Source organism: Mesorhizobium sp. M2E.F.Ca.ET.219.01.1.1 (genome assembly GCF_004016445.2).
In the GTDB taxonomy this organism is placed as follows: domain Bacteria; phylum Pseudomonadota; class Alphaproteobacteria; order Rhizobiales; family Rhizobiaceae; genus Mesorhizobium.
Genome location: NZ_SADT02000001.1, coordinates 986,468 through 1,010,802, shown reverse-complemented (window position 1 = coordinate 1,010,802; position 24,335 = coordinate 986,468). Strand labels below are relative to the sequence as shown.

18 protein-coding genes are annotated in these 24,335 nt (G+C 62.5%); 4 read left to right on the top strand and 14 right to left on the bottom strand.

Annotated elements, in window-relative coordinates:
- Positions 1–105: 105 nt before the first annotated feature.
- Entirely contained in the window at positions 106–453 is a 348-nt protein-coding gene (locus EN862_RS04815) for a helix-turn-helix domain-containing protein (protein WP_095817448.1), read from the bottom strand.
- A gap of 137 nt (positions 454–590) precedes the next feature.
- Here EN862_RS04815 and EN862_RS04810 point away from each other — a divergent pair, with 137 nt between their 5' ends.
- Positions 591–1,445, top strand: coding sequence for an SDR family oxidoreductase (locus EN862_RS04810; RefSeq protein ID WP_127868598.1), 855 nt, complete (start codon positions 591–593; stop codon positions 1,443–1,445).
- 194 nt (positions 1,446–1,639) lie between these two features.
- Here EN862_RS04810 and EN862_RS04805 read toward each other — a convergent pair whose 3' ends face one another.
- Positions 1,640–2,533, bottom strand: coding sequence for a LysR substrate-binding domain-containing protein (locus EN862_RS04805; RefSeq protein ID WP_127876783.1), 894 nt, complete (start codon positions 2,531–2,533; stop codon positions 1,640–1,642).
- 119 nt (positions 2,534–2,652) lie between these two features.
- Here EN862_RS04805 and EN862_RS04800 point away from each other — a divergent pair, with 119 nt between their 5' ends.
- Positions 2,653–3,522 (top strand): NmrA/HSCARG family protein, encoded by an 870-nt coding sequence (locus EN862_RS04800; protein WP_127864672.1) that lies wholly within the window; start codon positions 2,653–2,655, stop codon positions 3,520–3,522.
- Positions 3,523–3,712: 190 nt separating this feature from the next.
- Here EN862_RS04800 and EN862_RS04795 read toward each other — a convergent pair whose 3' ends face one another.
- The 4 genes from EN862_RS04795 to EN862_RS04780 all read right to left on the bottom strand — a co-directional run bounded on the left by EN862_RS04795 (position 3,713) and on the right by EN862_RS04780 (position 9,663).
- Positions 3,713–4,873, bottom strand: a complete 1,161-nt coding sequence (locus tag EN862_RS04795) for an epoxide hydrolase family protein (RefSeq protein WP_127864671.1) — start codon at positions 4,871–4,873, stop codon at positions 3,713–3,715.
- 230 nt (positions 4,874–5,103) lie between these two features.
- A complete protein-coding gene (locus EN862_RS04790; protein WP_127864670.1) occupies positions 5,104–5,487 on the bottom strand; it encodes a VOC family protein in 384 nt (127 codons plus the stop codon).
- Positions 5,488–5,666: 179 nt separating this feature from the next.
- The gene (locus EN862_RS04785; protein WP_127864669.1) at positions 5,667–6,347 is read right to left on the bottom strand and encodes a redoxin family protein; all 681 of its coding nucleotides are present in this window, start codon (positions 6,345–6,347) and stop codon (positions 5,667–5,669) included.
- Between the two features lie 19 nt (positions 6,348–6,366).
- On the bottom strand, positions 6,367–9,663 hold the full coding sequence (locus EN862_RS04780) for an adenylate/guanylate cyclase domain-containing protein (protein ID WP_127864668.1): 3,297 nt from the start codon (positions 9,661–9,663) through the stop codon (positions 6,367–6,369).
- A 368-nt stretch (positions 9,664–10,031) separates the two neighbouring features.
- On the opposite strand from EN862_RS04780, the gene EN862_RS04775 reads away from it, so the two are divergent.
- Positions 10,032–12,947, top strand: a complete 2,916-nt coding sequence (locus tag EN862_RS04775) for a trifunctional glycosyltransferase/class I SAM-dependent methyltransferase/polysaccharide deacetylase (protein ID WP_127864667.1) — start codon at positions 10,032–10,034, stop codon at positions 12,945–12,947.
- 45 nt (positions 12,948–12,992) lie between these two features.
- Here EN862_RS04775 and EN862_RS04770 read toward each other — a convergent pair whose 3' ends face one another.
- From EN862_RS04770 to EN862_RS04760, 3 genes are all read right to left on the bottom strand, one after another.
- Positions 12,993–14,327 carry a hypothetical protein gene (locus EN862_RS04770; RefSeq protein WP_245519498.1) on the bottom strand — a complete coding sequence of 445 codons (1,335 nt, stop codon included), beginning with the start codon at positions 14,325–14,327 and terminating at the stop codon, positions 12,993–12,995.
- Between the two features lie 102 nt (positions 14,328–14,429).
- Complete coding sequence (locus tag EN862_RS04765; RefSeq protein ID WP_127864665.1) at positions 14,430–14,954, bottom strand: GNAT family N-acetyltransferase; 525 nt, start codon at positions 14,952–14,954, stop codon at positions 14,430–14,432.
- A gap of 176 nt (positions 14,955–15,130) precedes the next feature.
- Positions 15,131–16,123, bottom strand: coding sequence for a hypothetical protein (locus EN862_RS04760; RefSeq protein ID WP_245519497.1), 993 nt, complete (start codon positions 16,121–16,123; stop codon positions 15,131–15,133).
- Positions 16,124–16,157: 34 nt separating this feature from the next.
- On the opposite strand from EN862_RS04760, the gene EN862_RS04755 reads away from it, so the two are divergent.
- Entirely contained in the window at positions 16,158–17,573 is a 1,416-nt protein-coding gene (locus EN862_RS04755) for an adenylate/guanylate cyclase domain-containing protein (protein ID WP_127864663.1), read from the top strand.
- Between the two features lie 21 nt (positions 17,574–17,594).
- On the opposite strand, the gene EN862_RS04750 is transcribed toward EN862_RS04755, so the two are convergent.
- The 5 genes from EN862_RS04750 to EN862_RS04730 form a co-directional block, all read right to left on the bottom strand.
- Positions 17,595–18,074, bottom strand: coding sequence for a class I SAM-dependent methyltransferase (locus EN862_RS04750; RefSeq protein ID WP_127864662.1), 480 nt, complete (start codon positions 18,072–18,074; stop codon positions 17,595–17,597).
- A 213-nt stretch (positions 18,075–18,287) separates the two neighbouring features.
- A complete protein-coding gene (locus tag EN862_RS04745) occupies positions 18,288–19,469 on the bottom strand; it encodes an ABC transporter permease (protein WP_127864661.1) in 1,182 nt (393 codons plus the stop codon).
- A complete protein-coding gene (locus EN862_RS04740; RefSeq protein ID WP_127864660.1) occupies positions 19,466–20,464 on the bottom strand; it encodes an ABC transporter permease in 999 nt (332 codons plus the stop codon). The genes EN862_RS04745 and EN862_RS04740 overlap by 4 nt, the downstream gene beginning before the upstream one ends.
- Before the next feature lie 2 nt (positions 20,465–20,466).
- Positions 20,467–22,365: an ABC transporter substrate-binding protein gene (locus EN862_RS04735; protein ID WP_127864659.1), complete on the bottom strand. Its 1,899-nt coding sequence runs from the start codon at positions 22,363–22,365 to the stop codon at positions 20,467–20,469.
- On the bottom strand, positions 22,362–24,257 hold the full coding sequence (locus tag EN862_RS04730; protein ID WP_127864658.1) for an ABC transporter ATP-binding protein: 1,896 nt from the start codon (positions 24,255–24,257) through the stop codon (positions 22,362–22,364). The genes EN862_RS04735 and EN862_RS04730 overlap by 4 nt, the downstream gene beginning before the upstream one ends.
- Positions 24,258–24,335 lie beyond the last annotated feature (78 nt).

The window sequence follows — 24,335 nt, the reverse complement described above, 5'->3', positions numbered from 1 at the left end:
GGGTGGTTTCCGAGAACCGGAGCGGAGCGTACTTTTCGTATGTGAGCACCGGAAGCGCAGAAAACCGCCATTTGCAGGCCGGTCTCACCTGAATATCAACGCGCCTTAGTCTGAAGAGTCACGCAGCAGCAGGCGCGAGCCGACCTCGACGATCGATCTGATCGCGGGGAGCAGTTCCTGGCCCAATGACGTCAGCTCATATTCCACCGTTGGGGGCGACGTCGGCATGACGTGGCGGGTCAGGACGCCACGCTGCTCAAGGTCACGCAGCCGGGTCGTCATGACCTTCGCCGAGATGAAGGGATTATCGCGGCGCAATTCCGAGAACCGGCGCGGGCCTTCGCTCAAGGACCAGAGCACCTCCGGCGTCCAGCAGCCGCCAAGCAGAGCCATGCACCGCGACATCGGGCAGCCCAGAGGCGCCTTTACCGTCTTTCGTACCTTGAGAACCATCGCCCATCCTTCACCGGCGGTTTCCAGCTGGTTACCGGAAAATGCAGGTAACCACAAGATACGTGGTTTCCCCTGGTAACTATGGTCGCTATGTAAACGCTCCCGTATCCAATCCCAACCATGAAATGGACTGAACAATGTACGCAGTAACTGGAGCAACAGGACAACTGGGCCGCCTCGTGATCGAGGCGCTGCTGAAGACCATTCCCGCCGACCGGATCGTCGCGGCGGTTCGCAACCCTGCAAAGGCCAACGATCTGGCCGAACGCGGCGTGATCGTGCGCGAGGCCGACTACAGCCGGCCCGACACGCTCCGTTCGGCGCTGGCCGGCGTCGAGAAACTGCTCTTGATTTCCTCGACCGAAGTCAGCGGCCGCCTTCCGCGGCATCGTGCCGTGATCGACGCTGCAAGAGCGGCCAGCGTTTCACTGATCGCCTATACGAGCATGCTGCACGCCGACACGTCGCCCGCGACGCTCGCGATCGAGCATCGGCAGACGGAGGAGGCCATCGCGGCCTCGGGCCTGCCCGCCGTGATCCTGCGCAATGGCTGGTACGCCGAAAACCATCTCATGGCGCTCCCGGCAGCGCTTGAGCACGGCGCCTTCGTCGGCGCCGCGAAGGACGGGCGCTTCTCGTCCGCGGCGCGGCAGGACTATGCCGAGGCCGCGGCCACGGTGCTGACGGCCAGCGACCAGGCGGGGAAGACTTATGAACTCGCCGCAGACCATGCCTTCACATTTGCCGAGCTTGCGATGGAGGTCTCGCGGCAATCGGGCAAGACGATCATCTACAACGACCTGTCCGAGGCAGACTACAGGGATGTGTTGACGGGCGCCGGCCTGCCAGCCGATCTCGCTGCACTTCTGGCCGATGCCGACGCCGCCGCCTCGCGCGGGGCGCTGTTCGACGACGGTGGCGCGCTGAGGCGGCTGATCGGTCGTCCGACCACCTCGATGCAGAGCCTCGTCGCGGCCTCCTTGCACGGCTGAGCCAGGCGCTCAGCCGATGTCACGTTGACAGAACGGGCGTGGAACACGTGTGCGCTGGCACCAACGGCCGTCACCATGGCGGCCGCGGAGTTGACGTGTTGCGCCAGCCGGAGTTTCCCCACTTGCTCCGCTTGTCTTGTTCGCCGTTTTGCTCGCTGCAGAGGTGGGCCCATAGGAAAGGGTGGCCGAATTGTTCAGTCCGCGACATAGGCTGCCAATTCATCAGCCGTCCCCTGCGGAAAGGCTTCCTTCAAGTAGTCGAGGAAGGCTGACACGCGGGGGCTGAGCAAGCGCCTCGAGGGATAAAGGGCCCAAAGTGCCGTTTCGGGCCCTGACGCATCCCCCCAATGCACCAGCGTGCCGTTAGCCAGATCACCGCTGGCAAGCGACAACGGCAGGCGCGCGGCGCCGAGCCCCATGCGCACCGCATCCCGGACCATGACGAACGACGCCAGGCTGAGCACTGGCTTGGCGTTAATCGTCCACTTGCCGGACGAGGTCGTGACTTGCCAGGCTTCGGACTCGTTCAACGAGCCTCGACTGATCGCGGGAACGAGACCTCCCGAGCCTGGGAGCGTCAGGCGCGGACTGGCCACCACCACCAGCCGATCGCGCAGGAACACGCGCCCAACAAGGGTGGCATCCGGCTCCGGGTTGACCCGGATGACGAGGTCGTAGGCTTCTTCGATCATGTCCACGGCCCTGTCTTCCGTAGTGATCTCCAACCGAACCTCCGGGTATCTAAGGACGAAGCCCGCCGCGAGCTTTCCGATCGCCGTCTGAGAAAAGAGCAGTGGCGCGCTGATGCGTAGCCGGCCACGCGGGCTATGGCCGCCCGAAGCGACCGCTTTCGCCGTCTCATCAAGCTCTGTGAGCAGAAAGGCCGTTCGTTCAAACAGGGCTCGTCCCTCCTCCGTGAGCTTGAGCATCCGCGCACCACGTTCGAACAGGCGCAAATCAAGGCTTGCCTCGAGATCGGCCACGCGTCTGGAAAGTGTCGCCTTTGGCCGGCCGGCGGCACGCGAGGCCTTTCCGAACCCGCCGTGGCGGGCCACCAGGTTGAAGTCGGCAAGAGCGAGAAGATCCACGATCTTGTTCTTTTCTGTTCCACCAATGAGACGACCTGTCCAAACATATCATCTATCGGGACGAATGTGGATCACTCATTTTGAGCGTGCCTTTTAACTCAAACAGAAAGTGAACCCCAATGACCATCCTCGTTACAGGTGCCACCGGCCGCGTCGGCCGCCATGTCGTCGACCAACTCCTTCAGCGCGGCGCGACGGTGCGTGTGCTGACTCGCGACCCCGCGAAAGCCAGCTTCCCGACCGGTGTCGACGTCGCCGAGGGCGATCTCCTCGACATCGATGCACTGCGCAGCGCCTTCAAAGGGGTGAGCACGCTCTTCCTGCTCAATGCCGTCACGGGTGACGAATTTGCCCAGGCGATCATCACGCTCAACGTTGCTCGCGAAGCGGGCGTCGACCGTGTCGTCTATCTTTCGGTGTTCGAAGCCGATCGGGCGGTGAACGTCCCGCATTTCGCCGTGAAGTTCGGCGCCGAGCGCATGCTGGTGCAGATGGACTTCAGCGCCACCATCTTGCGTCCGACCTACTTCATCGACAACGAGTCGATGGTAAAGGACGTCATTATGGAGCACGGCGTCTATCCGATGCCGATTGGCAGCAAGGGCGTAGCCATGGTCGACGCCCGTGACATCGCCGAAGTAGCCGCGATCGAGCTGATCCGCCGCGACTCCGCACCCGGCAAGCTGCCGATCGAGACCATCAACGTGGTGGGGCCCGACACGCTGACCGGCCCAAACGTGGCTAAGATCTGGTCGGACCTTCTCGGTCGCCCAGTGGTCTATGGGGGTGACGATCCCGGCGCGTTCGAGCAGAACATGGCGAGCTTCATGCCGAAATGGACGGCCTACGAGATGCGCCTGATGGCCGAGCGCTATGTCAGCGACGGCATGATCCCGGAGGCCGATGACGTTGTGCGGCTGACCAGTATTTTGGGCCGTCCCCTGCACACCTATCGCGACTTTGCGGCCGGGATCGCGAGCGCGGCCTGAGGGCCGGGCCATCCGCCTCTTGAAACGCCAAGGAGGCCGCCTGTCCCTGCCAAGGCGGCCTGTGCACGCCGCGAATTGACCGGGAGGGCGCGACCCACTTCTTACGCGACGCGACCATTGCGGGCGGGCTACAAGGCCACACTTCCGTCGCCTCGAACAGCGGCAGCCGCAGTTGCACGGACCTCGCCCTCTACGAGAGCCGGCCGCGCAATGGCCTGAAGAACGCGCGCACCTCTTCAGCGAGCAGGTCCGGCTGCTCCAGAGCGGCGAAATGCCCGCCCACAGTCATGGTCGTCCATCGCTCGACGTTGAACACGCGCTCCATCCAGGACCGCGGCGGCATCGGCAGCTCCTTTGGAAAGACCGCCACGCCCAGCGGCGGCACCACCCCTTCACCCGGCCGGAAGGTCAGCGGCTGAAGCCGGTTCTCCTTATAGAGCCTGAGCGAATGGGCCAGGCTGTCGCTGAACCAGTAGAGCGAGATGTCGGTCAGCAGCGTATCAAGCGAAATGCAACTCTCAAGGTCGCCGCCGCAATCGCTCCATGAGCGGACCTTCTCGACGATCCAGGCGGCAAGACCGACCGGGGAATCGTTGAGCGAAAACGCGAGCGTTTGCGGCTTCGTCGCGTGCAGCGCGCCGTAGGCGCCTTCCAGCGCCGACCAATATGCCCGCTTGTCGAGGAAGGCCTGTTCTTCGCCAGTCAATGGCTGCGCCTGTTCGAGCCACGGCTGGAAGCTGGCGGGCACGTAGTTCAGATGAACGCCCAAGACGCTGTCCGAATAGAGACGCGCCAGCCAGATCGACACGCCGGCACCAATATCGCCGCCCTGCGCGCCGAAGCGATCATAGCCGAGCATCGCCATCAGGCCTCGCCACAGGCCCGCGATCTCGCGCGAACTGGTGCCGGCCTTTTGCGGCGGAGCGGAAAAGCCATAGCCGGGGAGCGAAGGCACGACGACATGGAAGGCGTCCGCCGGATCGCCGCCATGCGAACCTGGATCGGCAAGCATCGGCATCAGATGTTCGAACTCGACGAACGAGCCGGGCCAGCCGTGAGTCAGAATGAGCGGCATCGGCGAAGGCCCGGTGCCAGGCTGGTGCAGGAAGTGGATGTCCTGGCCTTCCACACGCGCCATGTAGTGCGGCAGCGCGTTGAGCCGCGTCTCCTGCGCTCGCCAATGGAACCGATGCCGCCAGTGACCGACGAGATGCGTCATGAACGACAAGCCGGCCCCATCCTCCCAGGAGTCGGGCGCAACGACCGAAGGCCACCGGGTGCGCGCCAGCCTGTCTTGAAGATCCCGCACGACGGCGTCCGGTATGTCGACATGAAAGGGCCTGACTGTCATCCATCCTCCAGCGAACGATCGCCGATCAAAAATTTCGCCCCTCGCTGTCGGTCTCTGCTGGCGAGCCAGCAGGACGGCCAAGATCGTGCGATTGGCCAATATCTGGCGCGGAGCGGTCGGCTTCCTAGCCCGTCGTCAGGAGTTCGGCGACGAACCGAGTTGGCGGATTACATCTACCGGCTGCCGTTCCCACCTCCGATGATGTGGTCGCGAAAGCGACAAACCGTTCCTTACGGGGCTTCGTAGAGTTCCAGCGGCAACCCATCCGGGTCGCGGAAAAAGGTAAACCGTTGGTCTGTATATGGGTCGATCCGGATTGGCTCGACGGCAACGCCGGCGGCTTCCAGGCGCATAATTACGGGGTCAAGATTCGCGACGGCGAATGCCAGATGCCTGAGGCCTGTCGCCTCTGGATGGGACGGCCGCGTCGCTGGCGCAGGGAAGGAGAACAATTCCAGCTGGACGGACCCGATCCGCAGATCCGCCTTCCATGATTGCCGCTCCTCCCGATAGACCTCCCGGATCACATCGAGGCCGAGGAGCTCGACGTAAAACCGTCGCGACCGCTCGTAGTCGGTGCAGATGAGAGCGACGTGGTGAATAGCGTTCAGCATGCCAAGACCTCTAGCCAAGTTAGGAAGCGCCGCACAGACAACGGCGGGTCCGGAGGGCGTGCAAGAACTGTTGATTCAATAACCGTGTGATCTCACAACCGCATAAAGTACAGCTTCGGCTGCGTCCAAAGACGACAGAAAGCATTGCCGCTTTTTGTTCGGTTGCTTCTTTCGCAAGTCTATTGGGCGACTTGCGACACGGCCGACATCAGTTCCTGCGGGCTTGGCGCCGCGAACATGTATCGCCCGCCCTCGGGAACTTCCGTGAAGCTCCAGCGGACGATCCCCTGCCGGTCCAGTAGGAACTGACCGATCAGTTGTCCGTGTCCCGTCGCCATCATCTGCTCGTCGGCTTCGGTCACTTCGTAGTGGTCCTTCTTGTCGAGGAATTCGCTGGCCGCAAAAGGATCCATGGGACCGGGCAGCTCGCCTGGTATGTCGACCCGCATATCCTTTGCCGCTGCCATCGAGACCTTGTACGGCCAGTTCGTCTCGTCTTGGGTGAATTCGAGATTGGGCAGTCCAAAAGCACGATGCGACGCGCGTTCAGGGTCGGAGGCCGCAAGCAGATTCGGCATCGGGTGGTAACGGAAATAGAGACGAGCCCGCTCGATCGGCGTGTTGACCACCGTCAGGCTCCCCACGCCCTTTTCGCGCAGCTCCGAATCAAGCCGCGCCTGGGCGGCGATATGGCGCCGGCAGAACGCGCAATGCAGACCTCGAAACAGGCCGACCAGCACCGGTTTTTGTCCGCGAAAGTCGTCAAGCGCAATCTTGCCATCCTGGGTGATGGCGTCGAGCACCACGTTCGGCGCACGGTCGCCCGGTTGAAGCGGTATCAAGTCAATGCGCGCTGACATTGCCAACCTCCCACCCCGGCTAGTCGAGAAAAGGCAGCACCACAAGCCCTTCCGGGTCGAGCCCGTGCTGGGCGCAAATACCCTGCGCCAGGGAAAAGTAGCGTTCGGCCTCGGCCAGATTGTCGAGGTCGAGATTGAGCGTTGCGAGGCCATCATAGCACGGAAACAGCTGTTGGGGCTCGCCCGTTTCGCGGGCTACGTCCAGCGCCTCGTGGAACAAGCCAATCGCCAATTCCGGACGGCCGTTGCACTGGTGGATTTGCCCAAGCACGATCAACGGCACCGGCAGATGCTCGCGCTGGTCGAGCGCCCGGTCGATCTCGATGGCCTTCTCGGCGGCAGGCACGCCCTCCGTCGGACAGCGATCCGTGAAGGTACAGCAGGCGACCGCCAGATTGGCGAGGAGGCGCGCCTGGTATCCCAAATCACCAATACGGCGCGCCACGTCAAGACCGCGCCGACAGACCTCCATCGCCTTTGTCGGGTCGATGGTCGTGTAAAGCACGCCGAGATTGGTGTAGCCGCGGCAAGCCGTGCCCAGTAGACCGGCGGCTTCGGCTAATTCGATGCTACGCTCGACCTGGCCGACGGCTTCGCGGTCTCGTCCAAGGCGTGCCAACGCGACAGCCTTGGTATTGAGCGCCTCGGCGGTCACGAGAGTGGCATCACGCCCTACCTCGGAGATATGCTCGGTTGTCAGCGTACGGACGCAATCCAGCGCCGCGTCCGCCCATTTTGCGGCGAGCGCGTTGTCTCCGCTACGGAACGCCTGTCGGCCACGTTCTTGCCACAGATGCGCCTGCTCGACCGGGGCATCCGCTCCATCGAGCAGCGCTGCCGCTTCGGCGTATCGCGATTCCGAGTTGTCCCGCTTGCCGACGTCCCAGAGCAGCCGACCGATCTTACGCAAAACCCGCGCCGAAGCGACACGATCGGCCGATGCGCGATATGCCTGCAGCACCGTCTCGTAGTGCCGGTGCGCGACGTCGCGGCGGCCTAGCGGGCCGCTCAAGTCGGCAATGCGCTCTGCGATTGCCAGTTTGAGCGGAGTTTGCCCTGTCTCGCTCAACGCAGTCAGCGCTCGCTCGTAGAAACGAAGGGCGTCGTCGTTGGCGTATATCATGCGGGCGCGATCGCCCGCCGCCTGCAGGTAATGCGCGCCCCTCTCCCGCTCGGCGCTCTGTGCGAAATGATGACCGAGCGCGGTCAAATCCTCGAGCCGTTCCGGCTTGTCGCCGCACAGCTGCTCCAAGGCAGCACCGACCCGTCCGTGGATGTCGGTCCGGCGTTGCAGGAGAAGGTTCTGGTAGATCACGTCCTGCAGCAATGTTTGCGTAAAGCGGTAGCTTTGCGACGAGACCGAGCCTGATCCTGCAACTTCCTCGATGATTTCCGCGTCGCATAGCAGTTCGCAGCCGGCCTCCAGGCGGCCCGGGTCGGCTGTCACGGCTTTCAGGAGCGTGGCATCGAAGCGCGGCCCGATTACCGCGGCTTCCTGGGCCAACCGGCGCACCTCCGGGGGCAGCCGGTCGACGCGGGCCAGCAACATTGCCTGGATAGTGGCGGGAATGCCGGTTGCGTCGCCTGCCACAGCCCGCCATCGCTGGCCCTCGCGCACCAGGACACCGCGATCGATAAGGCCGCGGACGATCTCCTCTATAAAAAGCGGATTGCCGCCCGCACGCTCGAGGATCTGGTCGACAAGACTGCCTGTGGAGCTTACCCAGCTCTCGCCGAAAAGCGCCGCCAGCAGGCTGCGTCCCTCATCCCTGTTGAGCGGCGATAGCCTGAGCGCTGTGTGGCTGACCCGACTTGAGTCGAGCTGGTCGTTGTCCGGCGCCGGGCGATGCGTCACCAGCAACATCAATCGCGTGCGTTCCAACCTGTCCATCACGAAACGCAGTGCCTCGAGCGACGCGGCGTCGGCCCAGTGCAGGTCTTCGACGACAATCAACAGCGGCGATAAAGCAAGCCGCCGTTCGATGATTGTGCGGACTGCGTAGAGAATTTGCCGACGCAACTGCTCGGGCTCGACATGCTGCAGGGTGGCATCGGGGTCGCCAAGGCCAAGCACATGGTAAAGCAGAGGCATCAGGCGCTTCGCCTCCTCGCCCTGCAGGCCAAGATCGTCGAGCAAGCCTGCGAGCTTGCCCCGCATTTCCTCCCCATTGTCGTTCTGCATCATCCCGGCAGCGCTGCGCACCACCGCGCCCAAGGCGCCAAATGATTGTTCCCCCAGCGGTGAGCACGTCACCTGCCGCACGGCGACGTTGCGAAAACGATCCTCGTCGCCGACGCGGGCGACGAACTCCTTCACCAGCCGCGATTTCCCGATACCGGCTTCTCCGACAAGGCGGACAAGCTGGGCCGAGCCGCCGCACGCCTGGTCAAGGCTCGCCAGCATTCTGTTGAGCTCCGCACCGCGACCTATCATCGGCGCGCTCAGGCCGAGCGCCTCGAGCCCGCGCGCTGCACGCGGCGTCGCAAGCGGTGCATCCAGTCGATGGACGAGCACACTGCCAGCCTTGCCGCGAAGCACGACATCGCCCAGCGACTCATATGAGAACGCATGTCGGGTCAGCCTGTGGGTGAGCTCGCCGACCAGCACCTCACCCGGTGCGGCCAGCGATTGCAGGCGTTGCGCCGTATTCACCGTGTCGCCGGTCACCGAATAGGATTTGGCGGTGCCGATGCCCAATCCTCCAGTAACGACCGGACCAGTGTTTATGCCGATGTGGAGTAACAGAGGCGAGCCGGAGTGGGAGGTGCTTTCGCCGAGCCGCGCCGTCCGGGCGATCATGTCGAGAGCGGCGCGAAGCGCACGTTCCGGATCGTCCTCATGCGCGACCGGCGCACCGAACAAAGCGAGCAGCGCATCGCCTATGAATTTGTCGACGAAACCACCAAAGTTTCGCACGGCCGCCGTCAATTCCTTGAACAAATCGTTCTGCAGCGCCTGCATGACCTCTGGGTCGAGCTGCTCGCTGAGCGTCGTGAAGCCGCAAAGGTCGGCGAACAGGACCGTCACCGTTCGGCGATCGGCGTCAGAGACGGGATGCGGCCCGTCTTCGCTTTCAATGTTCGCAAGCAGCGACGGAATTCGAGAAGGCGGCACAATGGTTCGGCTTGGTGTCGGAGCGGGCCGTTCGACGGCCTTGGCGGGTGCACCGACGCTGGCCCCACATTTCGGACAGAACTCGAAATCAGGTGCGCAGAGGTAGCCGCAACTGGCGCATGGCACGGGCTGGCGCTTGCCACACTTCGGACAGAAGGCGAAACCGCGCTCAACCTCGAAACCGCAGCCCAAGCAGTCCATGGAACAAGACCTCACTTGCGGCCGTGACGGCGTGATCTCGCTACGTGCTTCACGGCCAGGGTGCTCACAAGGATGAACCGATCGCGGCCGACCAGCAAGCGGCTGCGCAATTTGTCTCGCCTCGGCGCATCGATTGCGGCTCTGGGCGGTCACGAGCGCTCGCCATTCAAGCCTGTCTTCAGGTCTCTTTTGCCTGCCTCCAATCCACCTCGATCTTGACAGGGCGGTGCTGCCATCCGATGCCGTTATCCCGTTTGAGACAGTCGCCGACTCTTGCCAAAGAAAACCAAAGCTCGATGAACCAGGAAATCGCCGGCTATTTTTCGGGACCCTTGTTCTTCCTTCGAACCAGGCGCGGGTAGGACGGCGTGGCACATAAACCCCTGGTTTCAATCGTGGTGCCCGCGCACAATGCGGAGGCGACGCTGCCGCGCGCGCTGGATTGCCTGCTCGAACAGGAAATAGCGGATTGGGAAGCGATCATCGTCGACGACGCCTCCACAGACCGCACCCCCGCGATCATCGCCGCGTATGTAGAGCGCGATGCCCGGTTTCGGACGTTGACCTCTTCCGCCAACAGCCCCGCCCGCGCGCGCAACAGCGGGATTTCGACAGCGCGCGGCCAATGGCTGATGTTTCTGGATGCCGACGATTGGGTGGATGCCAGCTTCCTCGCCAAAATGCTGGCCGCGCTGAAAACCGCTCCCGATGCGGTGGCCGCCTATTGCGGTTCCCGGCACGTGATGCCCGACGGCGCGCTCGCCCCGGCGAGCATCTCGCCGGAGGTCGCGGTCCAGCCCTTCGAAACATTCGCTCGCCGGTGTCCCATCCGCACGCACGCGCTGCTGGTCGACCGGGAGACTATCGTCAAGTTGGGCGGTTTCGATGCGTCGCTGCGCACATGCGAGGACTGGGATCTGTGGCAGCGCCTCGCACGTCTCGGCAAAAATTGGGTGATGGTCGACGAGCCGCTCGCTTTCCATCGGGTCAGCCCCAAGGCGCTCTCTTGCAATTCGGCGCAGATGCTGGCGGATGCGGAAATCGTCATCGCCCGCGGCTTTTCTCCTGATCCCAGGGTCAAACACCCGGCATCGGCTCACGCCAATGGGGCGATCGAGGCCAACGGCGGCACCGCTGCCGAAGCACTCGCGTGGTTCGCGTTGTGGAACGCCGCGTCGGATAGCGGCCGAGGCTCGCTCTCGATCGACCCGCAGTCCCTGCGCGCGCTCCCGGCAGGACGCAAGTGGGCGCGTGAGATCGCCAAGATGGTCCTCGATGGCCTTATGGAGGGAAGCCTGTCGGTGCCGGAGCAATTGGCAGCCAGGTGGGACAGGTTCGGCGGCGCCCTCACCGAGTTGACCGTCGAACTCGGCAAGCTCCGCGGCGATCCCGGAGCGGGTCGCCGCGTCCAGTATCACCTTGAGCAGATGCTTCTCGACGCCGACGACCTTGCCGCACCGCGCAAACTGGGGCGGACACTCGGAATTCGCGTCGACGCTCGAAATCCGACCTCGACCGAACTTCCGGAAGGAATCGATCAAATTTATGCCTATCTGATGATGAAGGGCCGGATCGAGGCTCGCGTCCAGTTCGGCGCGCTCGGGAGAGTGACAAGGCATCATTGGATTGAATTGATCCTGAATCTCGTGCCCCCTCAGCAGCTTGCGCCGCAAAAGGGCGCCGGTGCCGACATGTCTGCGGCCGAGGCGTTGTCGTCCACAGCGGAATCCGATCGGGACAGCCACTTCGGCAAACTCGCGCGATTGGCCGCTGAGGCGCAGGAACTGGTTCGGTCGAGCGCCGAACCTGCAGAGCCCCTTGCGGCACCGCGCCGAAAACCGGCCGTGGATGACCACGACAATGATCGCACGTCGTTCTGGAACCGCCATTTCGCGACCGAGGATCCCTGGAACTACGGTTCGCCCTATGAGCAGGAAAAATATCAGCGGCAGCTCGAAATTCTGCCTGCCGGTCCCATCGGACGGGCGCTTGAGCTGGCCTGCGCGGAGGGTCACTTCACGCGGCAGCTGGCGCCGCGAGTAGGCCATTTGACCGCAACCGACATCTCCGCCATAGCCGTCGGGCGGGCGCGTGAGCGTTGCGGCGACCAGCCGAATGTCGAGTTCGGAGTCCTGGATTTCGCCGCCGACGCGCTGCCGGGTGAAATGGATCTGATCGTCTGTTCGGAAGTGCTCTACTACCTGGATGATCTCGCGGAGTTGCGGCGCATCGCCAAGAAATTTGTCGAGGCCTTGGCGCCTGGCGGCAGTTTCATCAGCGCACACGCATTCGTGCTGCGCGACAATCCTGAAAGGACGGGCTTCGACTGGAACACATTCGGCGCGCAAGCGATCTCAGAGACGCTGGCTGCGGCCGAAGGCCTCGTCCTCGAGCAATCGATTGAGACCGAGCTCTATCGCATAGACCGTTTCCGCCGTCTGTCGCCAGGCGAGGTGGCGAGGGAACCGATGATCGAACATGCGCCAATCCGCGCGCCCGTGGGAATTGGGGTCGCGCGAAACATCGTCTGGGGCGGGGCGCGGGCCTTGCGCCGCGACGTCGCACGCAACGAGCGGCGGCAGCGTATCCCTGTCCTCATGTATCACAGCGTCGCCGACGATGGTCCGGCCGCCCTCGCCCGTTTTCGGTGCACGCCCACCGCATTCGCCAGCCAGATGGCATGGCTGCGCGCCAATGGCTTCCACGCGATCAGTTCCGAGCAGCTGGAACGGTTCATCGCCGACCGTCAGCCTTTCGTTGGCCGCCCGGCGCTCATCACCTTCGATGACGGCTTTCAGAACTTTGCCGACCATGCCTGGCCGATCTTGCGCGCGAACGACCTGACCGCGGAAGTGTTCCTGGTGACGGACCTGGTGGGTGAAAGTGCGATATGGGACGCCGCCAGCGGTCCGCCGACGCCGCTTATGGACGCCGGGACGGTTCGGCGCCTCGCCGGCGAAGGTGCATTCTTCGGAAGCCATCTGGCGACGCATCGCGCGATCGATGGTCTGTCGACTTCCGACCTGGCCGCCGAGCTCCTTCGCTCTCGTATGTTCATCGAACGATGGACCGGGCGGGCAATCACGACGTTCGCGGCACCCTACTCGGTCACCGATCGACGGCTTGGCCGACTGGCCAGGGAGTGCGGCTATCGAACCGGCTTCGGCGGCAGACACGGGCCGGCCGACCTCGATTGCGATCCCATAGACCTTCCGCGCATCGAGATTCGTGGGGATCGCTCGCTCGATGACTTTGTCACCATTATCGAGGCAGTGCTCGGATGAAGCGGCCGGCGCGCTGATAAGCCTCGTCGCTTCCGGTTATGCGCCTCAGGTCGCGTTGATCGCTGCCTTGCCGATCTTGCGCCATCGGGCATTTTCGCGAACCAGTTTCAGGTCGTCGGTCGTCTCGGCAAATGTCCGCAATCGGTATTGCCGGAGCAGGTCCGGAAAGAGCGCCCCTTCCGGCAGGCCGGCCAGTTGCTCGCGGACCGAGATCTTTTCATCGATGACCCGCGTGCCCCAGGCATTTTCCCGGGTCTGCAGCTCCGCTGCCAGATCGCGCTCTTCCGGTGCGTTTTCGTCCAGCGCAGCCAGCAGGATCGAGTGGAAAAGCGCCACATAGCCAATCTGTCTCAGGCCGCCCACCACCCGCACCCGCGGCAATATGGCAAGGACGAGGAACATCAGGAACAGGTTTGGCAGCAGCACGCCGTCCAGCAGCGCCTGCCTGAGATGCGGCCGCTCGAACGGGATGGAAAGACCATGCGGCCTGTCAGGCTCGATGAGGTGCCCGTTGTCGAGGACGAGCCTGCGCACGCGCTCCTCGCGGATGCCCCAGAAATAGTCCGTGGCATTGGGCAGGAATCTGCCAAATGGGCTCGAAACGGCCTCTTGCAAGGCACGGTCGAGACGCTGGCGTCTCGCGGGCTGGGTGAGCAGCCTGGAAAGAAGACTGCCGTCACATTCCAGATGCCGCGCCATGGCAGAAGCGGCGAGCCGATCATCGATGAAGACGGGAACGGCCATGCCGGAACGATCCCAATTGGCGACCAGATCCTCGTTGAGGGCCGTCAGCGCATCGGCGGCGGTTCCAAACACCTTGTCCTGGCTGGCAAGCAGTGTGCCCCGCCAGCGGCTGGCATCCGTTTCATCGCCAACCGCCTCGAGCGCACGCTTGTTGAGGGAGACAGGACCGGCCACGCAGACGCTCTTGCGGCACAGTTTGTGACGCCCCAAGCCAAACAGGTTGACCTTGTCGTCGCCGACATCGAGCCATCCCGGCCCCTCACGGCCAACGGTCTCCATGGTCATCGTGGTTCCCATGAAGCCGAAAAAGGCCGACAGCCCGTTTTCCACCGCGCCGAGCCAGGCAAGCAGCAGGGCATCGAAGGTAATCCGATCCATTAGGAGGAGGCAGTGCAGGCCGGATTGAATCACCGGCCTGTGCTCGAACTCTTCGAGGACCTTGGCGATCTCCTCAGGCTGCATAATTACATCGAGGCGCTGACGCAGGACGTCGCGCAGGATCGAGCGGGCGGCGATCGCCGGGCCCGATACAGGCCTTGCCACCGGCCGCCACAGATGGCGGGCGTAATCGGAAACCGGTGCATTCCAGTTCTGCTCGATGTCGCGCACGACTTCCGGGCAGAGCAGCGACAGCACGGCCAGAACTTCCATCGGAGGCGTAGGGCTTGGATCAAAGGCGGCGGTCATTGGTCCCGTCTAGCCGCATCTTGGTCCAAACGCCAAGGGAAACAGCGGTACTTAGAACCGCAGTCGGGCCATGCTCAGGAGGTCGTGGTACTGCCCGTCAGTGAAGCCGGCCTTCACATGCCGACCTTCGACCTCGAAGCCGTGGCTCGAGTAGAGACGGATGGCCGGTTCGTTGTCGGCATATACGGTCAATTCGACCCGCTTCAGGGCCCGCCAGTTATCGGCCACGTCAAGCAGCGCGCCGAGTATGACAGAGCCGATGCCCTTGCCGACAAAGGCATCGCCAAGGCCGATATTGATCTCGCCGACATGCGAACGGCGCGGCGAACCCAGCACGACCAGGTTGCCATGGCCGACGACCTTGCCCTCGACCTCCGCGACGATCCATGTGGTTTCCTGGCCGGATTTGGCGATGCGCCGCTCGACTTGCTCCACCCTCTCGAAAGGCATCCTGAGCGTGCCCCAGCGGAAGCCAGGCATGTTGAAGATGGCGCAAAGCGCCTCCGCATCGCTTGGCCGGACGGCTCGGAGCTGCGGTTCGATTTTCTCGGAGGATGGCGAGGTCGTGCTGGTCATGGCGTTCCCGGCTGGAGCAATTCCAGGAAAAGTGTAAGCGGTTTTCCGCCCGCAATTGCGTCAGAACAAAGACATAGAGCAGTTCGCCGGTTCCTTTGAAACGGTGAAATGCTCTAACGCGATCGGCCCGGCACGATGCACCGGACGTCACCCGAAAATCCAGTCGTCTCTGCAACCTATGATGCCGGCTCCGAGCTGAAATACCGGGAGGCGGCGTAGAGCTTGAAGACGCCGCTGATGCCGATCCAGCCGAAAAGAGCGAGCCAGCATAATGTCTTTGTCGCCGTCCAGTCGATCCGGTGCACCGCAGCGTCGGTGATGACCAGGCCAAGGATGGCAAGCAGGCCAACCAGAAACTGCGCCAGGCCGAGCACCAGCAGTTCCTCGCGCGGAGCGTTTTTCCGGAGGAGATATACTCCGCCGGCGCCGGCGAGGAAGATGGCGCTGTAGACCTGGGCGTGGAAGGGATCGACCGGCCATGGCCAGCTGCTGCTGACCACCCGGGGAAACAGCAACATGCCGACGCCGTATAGCCCAAGGATCGCCATTTCCGTTGACATGTAGCCGCGCCATGCGGGGGTTAAGGCCACGCCTTTTGCCGAAGGACGGGCCCTGGCCCGCCACAGGAACAGCCCGGATACCGCGGCCGAGGCAAGATAGACCAGGAACCAGAGCCAGGCCGCTTTTCGTTCGAAGTTGAAATAGCCGAGATTGATGAACGAAGCCGCCGACACGATGACGGTGAAGATGAAGGCCATGACGAGCACCAGCCTGCCGGGCGACCAGCGATTCCAGAACAAGAGCGCCGCCATTACCGCCATTTCAGCGGTGTAGAAGCCGCCGAGGAAGCGGGCGCTGAACGGCGTGACGGGCCAGGGCCAGCGCGGCTTGACCAGCGCGGGCGCGAAAAACAGGCCAGCGCCCACGATCAGGACGATGATGACAACCGCGGAGAAGAGGCGAAGGGCCCCTGGAAACGGCGGATTGTCGGATTTCGGCATGGGAAAGAGCCTCAAAGATCGATGCCCATGCGCCATCATAGTGCCGCTTGGAGTGGGAGAAAATCCGTCAAATGGAAATCGACCGTCGCCGTGTTTGTCTATTCGAATTGGCGGTACGGTCGGTTTCGAAGTAAAATGCATCATTCGGACCAAGCGCGGTCCGGTCAACGCGCCCCTGGGCGCATTTTCCGGAGCCTTTACGATGAACGAAGCTCAGGATCTGTTCTCGCTTCTGCGGCAATCGAGCGATGTCGATCCGGTGGCGATCGACGCGATCAAGCGCACCATCGCGGAGGGCGATGACCGCGAGCTGTGCCGCATCAATGTGCCAGCCTTCGCCAGCAAGCATGGTCTCGACGAGGAGCGCGCCATAGGCGCCTTTCTCCACGCGGCACGGGTGGGCATCTTCGACGTCTCCTGGAATGTCCTGTGCCCCGGCTGTGGCGGCGTGCTCGACACCAACGCCACGCTGAAAACCGTGCAGAAGGACGAATATACATGCGCGCTTTGCGCCTCGGGCTATTCGCCGACCCTCGACGAGATGGTCGAGGTGACATTCACCGTCAGTCCCCGCATACGCAGGATTGCCGGCCACAATCCGCATGAACTACCGCCGCTGGAATATTTCCGGCAGATCTATTGGGCGTCCGGCGTCGATCTGCCCGATGAAGACTTCGCGAAAATCATGGAAGATATCACGCTGGAGGACATCGAGCTTGCGCCCGGTGAAAAGGCGGTTCTGACCGTACAGCTTCCGTCCGATTTCATCATCGTCTTCGAGCCGGTTACCCATTCGGTGCAGTTCATCGACGTGAAGGGTGAGCCGACAAAGGAGCGCCGAAGCCTTTCGTTAGTCTTCGACCGCGACCATGTCCAGAGCCAGACGCTGGAGATGCAACCCGGGCCGTTGCGCATTTCGCTGGAGAACAGGACCGACACACGCGTGCTGCCGACGGTGTTCATCGCCAGCCACGGCTTGCACGATCTGCTAGGCAGGCGCCGGCCCTTCCTCACAGCCAAGCGCCTGCTTACCAATCAGACGTTCCGCGATCTCTATCGCACGGATACGCTCGACATCAACCAGCGCCTGAAGATCACCAGCCTGACCTTCCTGTTCACCGACCTGCGCGGATCGACCGCGCTTTACGAGCGGGTGGGCGATCTTTCGGCCTTCGATCTCGTGCGCGCGCATTTCCAGGTTCTGCACGAGATCGTCGCGGCGGAAGCAGGCGCAGTGGTGAAGACGATCGGTGATGCGGTGATGGCGACCTTCGCGACGCCCGATCGTGCGATTGCCGCGGCCCTCAGGATGCGCGATGCCATGCGTGCGCTCAACGACAAGAGCGGGCGCGAGGATCTGCTGCTCAAGATCGGAGTCCATGCCGGTCCCTGCATCGCCGTGTCCATGAACGAGCGACAGGACTATTTCGGCCAGACGGTCAACATTGCTTCGCGGGTCCAGAACCTTGCCAACGCACAGGCGATCTTCGCCACTCATGCGGTGGTCGACGACAATCTCACCGCCGATCTATTGCACAGGAAGGCGCTGACGCCCGTGCCCCACGAGGTCTCGCTGCGCGGCATTGAGCGGGAGATTGCTGTCTATACGATCCCCTGAGACTTAGGCCGTCTGGACCTCTCACACCCGCCTATAGATAAAATAACGATCGGCGGGCACCGAAGGTGGCGGCGGGAGGCGTTGCAAGTGCGGGTGATCGAGCGGCGTGCCGCTGACGGCGATGCCGCCGACGCGAAGCAGGCGCGCGGTCAGGTCGGGAAGCCAGGTAGCGGTCACTGCGTCGCGATCTTCATAGCCGGTGCCGATGTCGGCATGAACAAGAGCGGCGTCGATGCCAATGAACCTGATCGCCGTCTCGCGTATTTCGCCGAGCACGAGGTTTTCAGCTTCGGGAATTGAGCTGGAGTGGGCGGCCAGTGCGCGGTCGAAAGCCACGATCCGGCGTCCGGGCAGGCGCTCGCGCAGATGATGAAACGTCCGGCCATTGCCGAGGCCGAGCTCGAGCACGGGGCCTTCGATGGTCGCGACCTGCGCGCAGACTTGATCGAGAATGTCGCGCTGCGCGGTCAGCCTGCGGATGAAACTCTCGAGGCGGCTCATTTGCGTTTGTGTGTCCTGAACCAGCTCAAGAGCGATCGGCAATGCCCGGGACCGAAACGGTTCGCGGGTGAAACCCGAGGGCGATGTATTGAACCCCGATCGAGCCTCGCGGCATATAGAGGCGAACGATGAACACTGCAACAACCGAACACACTGCCGACAAGGATCATGCCGGATGGGGGTCGGCGGCCCAGCGTAAGGCGCAACGCGATGTCACTTGTAGGGGTCTGCGGCGTCCCGCAGGCCGTCGCCGAGGAAGTTGAACGCCAGGATGACGAGAATGACGGGGAGGATCGGCAAAAGCAGCCATGGATAGAACGCGATCACGCTAACGCTGCGCGCCTCGGTGAGCAGGATGCCCCAGCTGGTTATCGGCGCCCTCAGGCCGAGCCCGAGGAAGCTCAGCGCCGTCTCGCCCAGGATCATGCCGGGGATGGAGATCGTCGCCGTGGCGATCAGATGCGACATGAAGCCGGGAATGAGGTGCCGGCGGATAATGCGGCTGCTGCTGGCGCCCATCAATTGCGCGGCCAGAACATAATCCTCCTCGCGCAAGGCCAGAAGCTTTGAACGCACGGCCCGCGCTAGCCCAGTCCAGTGGAGCAGCCCGAGGATGACGGTGATGCCGAAATAGATCAGGATCGGACTCCAGGTTATCGGCATGATCGCCGCCAGAGCCAGCCATAACGGAATGCTGGGAATCGATTGCAGGACTTCGATGATCCGTTGAACGATCAGGTCGAACATACCGCCATGATAGCCGGCCAGCCCCCCGATGATGATGCCAAGGACGAAGCTGAAACCGATGCCGACAAGGCCGATTGTCAGCGAAATGCGTGCGCCGTAGATGATGCGCGAGAGCACATCGCGCCCCAGCCTGTCAGTGCCGGCCAGAAAGAGCTGGCCGTTTTCGGCAGGGCAGACAAGATGCCTGTCACCTTCGATCAGGCCCCAGAATAGGTAACTGTCGCCCTTGCAGAAGAAACGGATCCGCTGAACATCATCCTGCTTGTCCGTATAGTTCCGCTTGAGCGTGTCCATATCCAGCGTCATCTGGCGGCCATACACGAACGGCCCGACAAACTGGCCGTTGTGGAACAGGTGCACCCGCTGCGGCGGCGAATAGATGTAGTCCATGTTGCGCGTGTGCAGATTGTAGGGCGCCAGGAACTCGCAGATCAGTATCCCAAGATAAAGCGCTGCCAGGAATATGCCGGATATGAGGGCAAGCCGGTGCCGTCGGAATTTCCACCACATCAGCCGCAACTGCGACGCCTGGAAGACTTTCGACTGCTCAGGCGTCATCGCCTCGACCGACTGCAGGTCAAAGGGCGCGATGGAAACGTAGTGTTGCAGCGGGGCACCCGGAGCGGGCAGCGGCGATTGCGTGTTCATTTGGTGCTGCCGCCCTGCAAGCGAATTCGTGGATCAAGCAGCGCCAGCGCCAGGTCGGAAATCAGGACACCGATGACCGTCAGGAAGGCGAGGAACATCAGGAACGACCCTGCCAGATACATGTCCTGGCTTTGCAGCGCCTTGATCAGCATCGGCCCGGTCGTTTCCAACGACAGCACGATCGCCGTGATTTCGGCGCCGGAGATGATGGCCGGCAGGATGGAGCCGATGTCGGAAATGAAGAAATTGAGCGCCATGCGCAGCGGATATTTGACCAGCGCCTTGAAGGGATGGAGGCCTTTGGCGCGCGCGGTCACGACATATTGCTTGTGCAGCTCATCGAGCAGATTGGCGCGCAGGCGCCGGATCATGCTTGCCGTGCCCCCGGTGCCGATGATCAAGACCGGGATCCAGAGATGGGCGAGGATCGACTTCGCCTTGGCCCAGCTCATCGGCTCGGCTAGATATTGCTGGTCCATGAGATGGCCGATGGACGTGCCGAACCAAATGTTGGCGAAATACATCAGGATCAGCGCCAGCATGAAGTTCGGAATGGCAAGGCCGAGAAGGCCGAGGAAGGTCAGGCCGTAGTCGCCCCAGCTGTATTGATGCGTGGCGGAGTACATGCCGATCGGAAAGGCGATGAGCCAGGTGACGATGATCGTGACGAAGGAAACCAGCACAGTCAGCCACATTCGATCCCCGACGACGTCGCGAACCGGCAGCTCATATTCGAAGGAATAGCCGAAATCGCCATGCAGCATCCCGCCGACCCAGTAGAAGTAGCGAATGACCGGCGGCTTGTCGAAACCATACTCCTTGCGCATCATCTGGATGCGATCGGAATCCACCGCTTCGCCCTGGGCCCGAAGCTCGGAAACATAGCTGTCGAAATAGTCGCCCGGGGGAAGTTCGATGATCGTGAACACCAGCGCCGATATGATCAGCAGCGTTGGAACCATCACAGCAATGCGCCAGACAATGTATCGAAGCACGCTCAGGACTCTCCAAGCCAGAATGTGTCCATCAAATAGACACCGAAATAGGCGGTCGGGTCGTAGCCGTAGAGCGCCTTGTCAGGCAGATTGCGCAGTCGCGAGGACGCCAGAATCGGCTGATGCGTTCCGTTCACCGTGCCGATCGAAAACACCTGATCGGTGTAGATCGACAGCATTGAATTCCAGATTTCGGCGCGCTCAGTGGCTCCGGTTGAAGCGTTCCAGCGCTTGAGCAAAGCCATCAACTCGACGACAGGCGGAAGATCGGGCGCCTCGCCGAGCGTGCCATGGGACAGGTAGTGAGCACCCCAGAGCGGCCATTGCAGCTGGTCGTCCATGGTGGGAGCCAACTGGGATGGGTTCATGTCGGCGGTCGGCACACCATTGTCGATGCCCGACCAAATCGACATCATGATCTCGCCACCTAGCGCGCGGCTGCGGAAGATGTCGCGCTGCGAAGTCCGGACGAACAGGGCGATGCCGATCTGGCGCCAGTGATCGGTGATGAGTTCGAGCGCGTCGGTTTCCAGCGTGCTTTCGCCGGCCGTTTCCACGATGACCTGCGCCGGGCGTCCATCGGGAAGGATCCGCAGACCGTCATCGTCGCGCGCCTTAAGCCCGACCTCGTCGAGCAGGGCGTTGGCCTGGTCGGGATCGTGGGCGACCCAGGCTTTCGCGAATTCCGGCCGGTAGAGCGGGCTCTCCGGCAGGACTGTATCGGCACTTTCCTGCGCCAATCCGTAGAACACCGCCAAATTGATCTCGCGCCTGTCCACAGCGAGCGAAAGCGCGCGACGCACGCGCACGTCGCGAAAAAGGCCACGCCACACCTGGTCGGTACAATTCAGATTGGGCAGCAGCGCCAGCCGCGAACCCTGTGTGCGTTTCCACAGATGCATCTTCACCGGGTAGCGCTTCTCCGCATCCTTCAGGAAGGAGTAATCGGCAAAGTCGATTCCCATGCATTGCAGGTCGCTCTCGCCCGCACCGGTCTTGGCGGAAATGATCGCCGACGAGCTGACATTCAGGACTACCCGGTCAACATAGGGCATTTGCCGGCCATTCTCGTCTATTCGATGAAAGAACGGGTTCCGCTCGAAGACGAACTGCTCGGCCGGCGGCTTGGTCCGGTTCTGCCAGGGATCGAGCGTCGGCAGTTCCGGGTTCTCCGGGCGATACTGGCGCGACATGCGGATATGCAGGAGCGTCCATTTCTTGGCCCTGTTCTCCTCCATCAGGCCGGCGAGCCGGAATGGATCCTGATATTTCTTGTGGAACTGCTTGAGATAGGCGGCCGGCAGAACAAGCGATAGCGGCGAAGCGGCAGCGAGCTTGGGCAGGAAGTCGGGATTAGGCGCATCCCAGCTATAGCGGACCGTCAACGGATCGACGATCTCGAAGCGTGGCGGCTTGCCGTCCGCCAGCAGGGTCGGGGGGAGCCCGCCTTGCGTAAGCTCATCGTTCAGCCAGACATCTTCCCAGCAATAGCGAAAATCCTCCGGCGTCAGCAGGCTGCCGTTAGACCATTTATGTCCTTCCCGTATCTTGAAAGTGAAGACGCGATCGTCCGCCACGTCGAAACTTTCGAGAATGTCGGGTTGCAGGTTGAGCTTTTCGTCATAGCCGACCAGGCGAGCATATCCGTAGATGGTCATCATCCGGATATCTTTCTGGCTGCCGATGATCGTGCGCAGCGTGCCGCCATACTGGCCGGGCTGCCGGCCCATAGCAGCGAGGTTCAGCACGCGCGGGCTATTGGGCAGGCGTTTGGCGAGTGCCGGCAGCGCCAGGGCCTTCAGCAGCGGCTGAAGAAATTCCGGCTCCAGATCGCCGGCGTGCAACGTGCTCGGCACGAATGCCGAAGCCATGAGTCCAAGGACGGCGCGCCGGCTGATCAAGGGCGTAGCTCGCTGACATCGGCCGAACGTCGGGCCAGCACGAGGTGGCCGCCGCCAAGATCGAGCGGCGACAGCATATCCTCTTCGCCCTCGTCGCGGAATTGCGGTCCCCAGGCGCTGGTATCGGAAGCGCCGCTGAGCTTCAGCGTCTTGAAATCCATCGGCCTGTCGAGATCGGGGAAAGGTACCGCGGCGACCAGTGAGCGGGTGTAGGGGTGGATCGGTTTCCTAAGCAGAATCTCGCGCGGCGCAAGCTCGACGATGCGCCCGCCGCACATCACCGCGATGCGGTCTGCCATGTAATCCACCACCGCCAGGTTATGGGATATGAACAGGTAGGTAAGGCCCAGTTCCTTCTGCAGGTCCTTCAGAAGGTTCAGGATCTGCGCCTGGACAGAGACATCGAGCGCCGAAACCGGCTCGTCGCAGATCAGCAGTTCAGGCCCCAGCGCCAACGCGCGCGCGATGCCGATACGCTGACGCTGCCCGCCGGAGAAACTGTGCGGATAACGCTTGATGAAGCGCGGATCGAGCCCGATTGCCTGCATCAGGCTCTTCACCATGGCTAACCGGGACGCGGCATTGCCACGTTGATGGATTTCCAGCGGCTCGCTCAAGATGTTCTCCACCGTCATGCGAGGTGAAAGCGACGAAACCGGATCTTGGAAGACCATCTGGATTTTCGCGCGCAGCATGCGCAAGGCCTCGCCCTCGCCTGCCAGGACGTCGATCGGTCCATCTCGGCCGTTGAAGATCACAGAGCCGCCGCTAGGGGTGACAGCGCGCATGAGGATCTTGCTGACGGTGGTTTTGCCGGAGCCGCTTTCGCCGACCAGACCCAGGCACTCACCCCGCCTGATATCGAAGCTCACACCGTCGACGGCGCGAACAGAGGTTTGATGATCTCCGCCGAACCATCCGGACTTGCGGATGGTGAAGGTCTTTGTCAGATCCCTGACCGACAGCAGGATGTCGTCCGGCCCCTTCGATACCGGCGCGGTCTGCTTGCCGAGCAGGTTTCCGACATTCACCGGCACCTCGCGCAGCGCCTTTAGCCTTTCGCCAGGCTTCAGGTCGAAATGCGGAACGGCTGCCATCAGGCCCTTAAGATAAGGATGGCCTGGCCGGCGGAATATCGCCTCGACGGGTCCCGCCTCCATGATCTCGCCATGGTACATGACCACCACCTCGTCGGCGACATTGGCGACCACGCCGAGGTCGTGCGTGATCAGCAGCATCGCCATGTTCAGCTTGGTCTGAAGCCCGCGCAGCAATTGCAGGATTTGCGCCTGGATGGTGACGTCCAACGCCGTCGTCGGCTCATCGGCGATCAACAGGGCAGGCCGGCAGATAAGCGCCATTGCGATCATGGCGCGCTGACGCAATCCTCCCGAAAGTTCGAAGGGATACATGTCATAGGCGCGCTTGGGATTGGGGAATCCGACAAGGCTGAGCATTTCCTCGGTCCGCGCCCTGCGCTCCGCCCGAGCCATGGGCGTATGAATCTGCAGGGATTCGCTGACCTGGTTGCCGATCGTGTGCAGCGGCGACAGCGATGTCATCGGCTCCTGAAAGATCTTGCCGATGCGGCTGCCTCTCAACGCCCGGATTTCGGGCCCGTCACGCGGCATCGTGAGGATATCCTGCGTCGTGCCGGGCTTTTCAGGGTCGGAAAACAGGATCCGGCCACGAACATGGGCTGTGTTCGGCAAAATGCCCATCACGGCCTGGCTGAGAACCGATTTTCCGGAACCTGACTCGCCCACAAGCGCGGTAACCTTACCGGGCAGGACGCGAAGATTTGCGCGCCTGACGGCATGCAACGGCCCCCCCATGATGGCAAAAGAGATGCCAACGTCTTCGATCCGCAGCAGATCGACACTCGAATTCATTCTCACACCAGCCCCACTCTGGCAGCTCCAGAAAGCGAGACTAGCGCATTGCCAGCGCAGAGCAACTTGGATTCGAAG

What these genes read in the sequence shown, in the direction of transcription:
- EN862_RS04780 (WP_127864668.1), bottom strand. Translation starts at nt 9,663, where the DNA reads ATGGACTGCTTGGGCTGCGGTTTCGAGGTTGAGCGCGGTTTCGCCTTC.
- EN862_RS04795 (WP_127864671.1), bottom strand. Translation starts at nt 4,873, where the DNA reads ATGACAGTCAGGCCCTTTCATGTCGACATACCGGACGCCGTCGTGCGG.
- EN862_RS04730 (WP_127864658.1), bottom strand. Translation starts at nt 24,257, where the DNA reads ATGAATTCGAGTGTCGATCTGCTGCGGATCGAAGACGTTGGCATCTCT.
- EN862_RS04800 (WP_127864672.1), top strand. Translation starts at nt 2,653, where the DNA reads ATGACCATCCTCGTTACAGGTGCCACCGGCCGCGTCGGCCGCCATGTC.
- EN862_RS04750 (WP_127864662.1), bottom strand. Translation starts at nt 18,074, where the DNA reads ATGAGCCGCCTCGAGAGTTTCATCCGCAGGCTGACCGCGCAGCGCGAC.
- EN862_RS04755 (WP_127864663.1), top strand. Translation starts at nt 16,158, where the DNA reads ATGAACGAAGCTCAGGATCTGTTCTCGCTTCTGCGGCAATCGAGCGAT.
- EN862_RS04790 (WP_127864670.1), bottom strand. Translation starts at nt 5,487, where the DNA reads ATGCTGAACGCTATTCACCACGTCGCTCTCATCTGCACCGACTACGAG.
- EN862_RS04815 (WP_095817448.1), bottom strand. Translation starts at nt 453, where the DNA reads ATGGTTCTCAAGGTACGAAAGACGGTAAAGGCGCCTCTGGGCTGCCCG.
- EN862_RS04810 (WP_127868598.1), top strand. Translation starts at nt 591, where the DNA reads ATGTACGCAGTAACTGGAGCAACAGGACAACTGGGCCGCCTCGTGATC.
- EN862_RS04745 (WP_127864661.1), bottom strand. Translation starts at nt 19,469, where the DNA reads ATGAACACGCAATCGCCGCTGCCCGCTCCGGGTGCCCCGCTGCAACAC.
- EN862_RS04765 (WP_127864665.1), bottom strand. Translation starts at nt 14,954, where the DNA reads ATGACCAGCACGACCTCGCCATCCTCCGAGAAAATCGAACCGCAGCTC.
- EN862_RS04785 (WP_127864669.1), bottom strand. Translation starts at nt 6,347, where the DNA reads ATGTCAGCGCGCATTGACTTGATACCGCTTCAACCGGGCGACCGTGCG.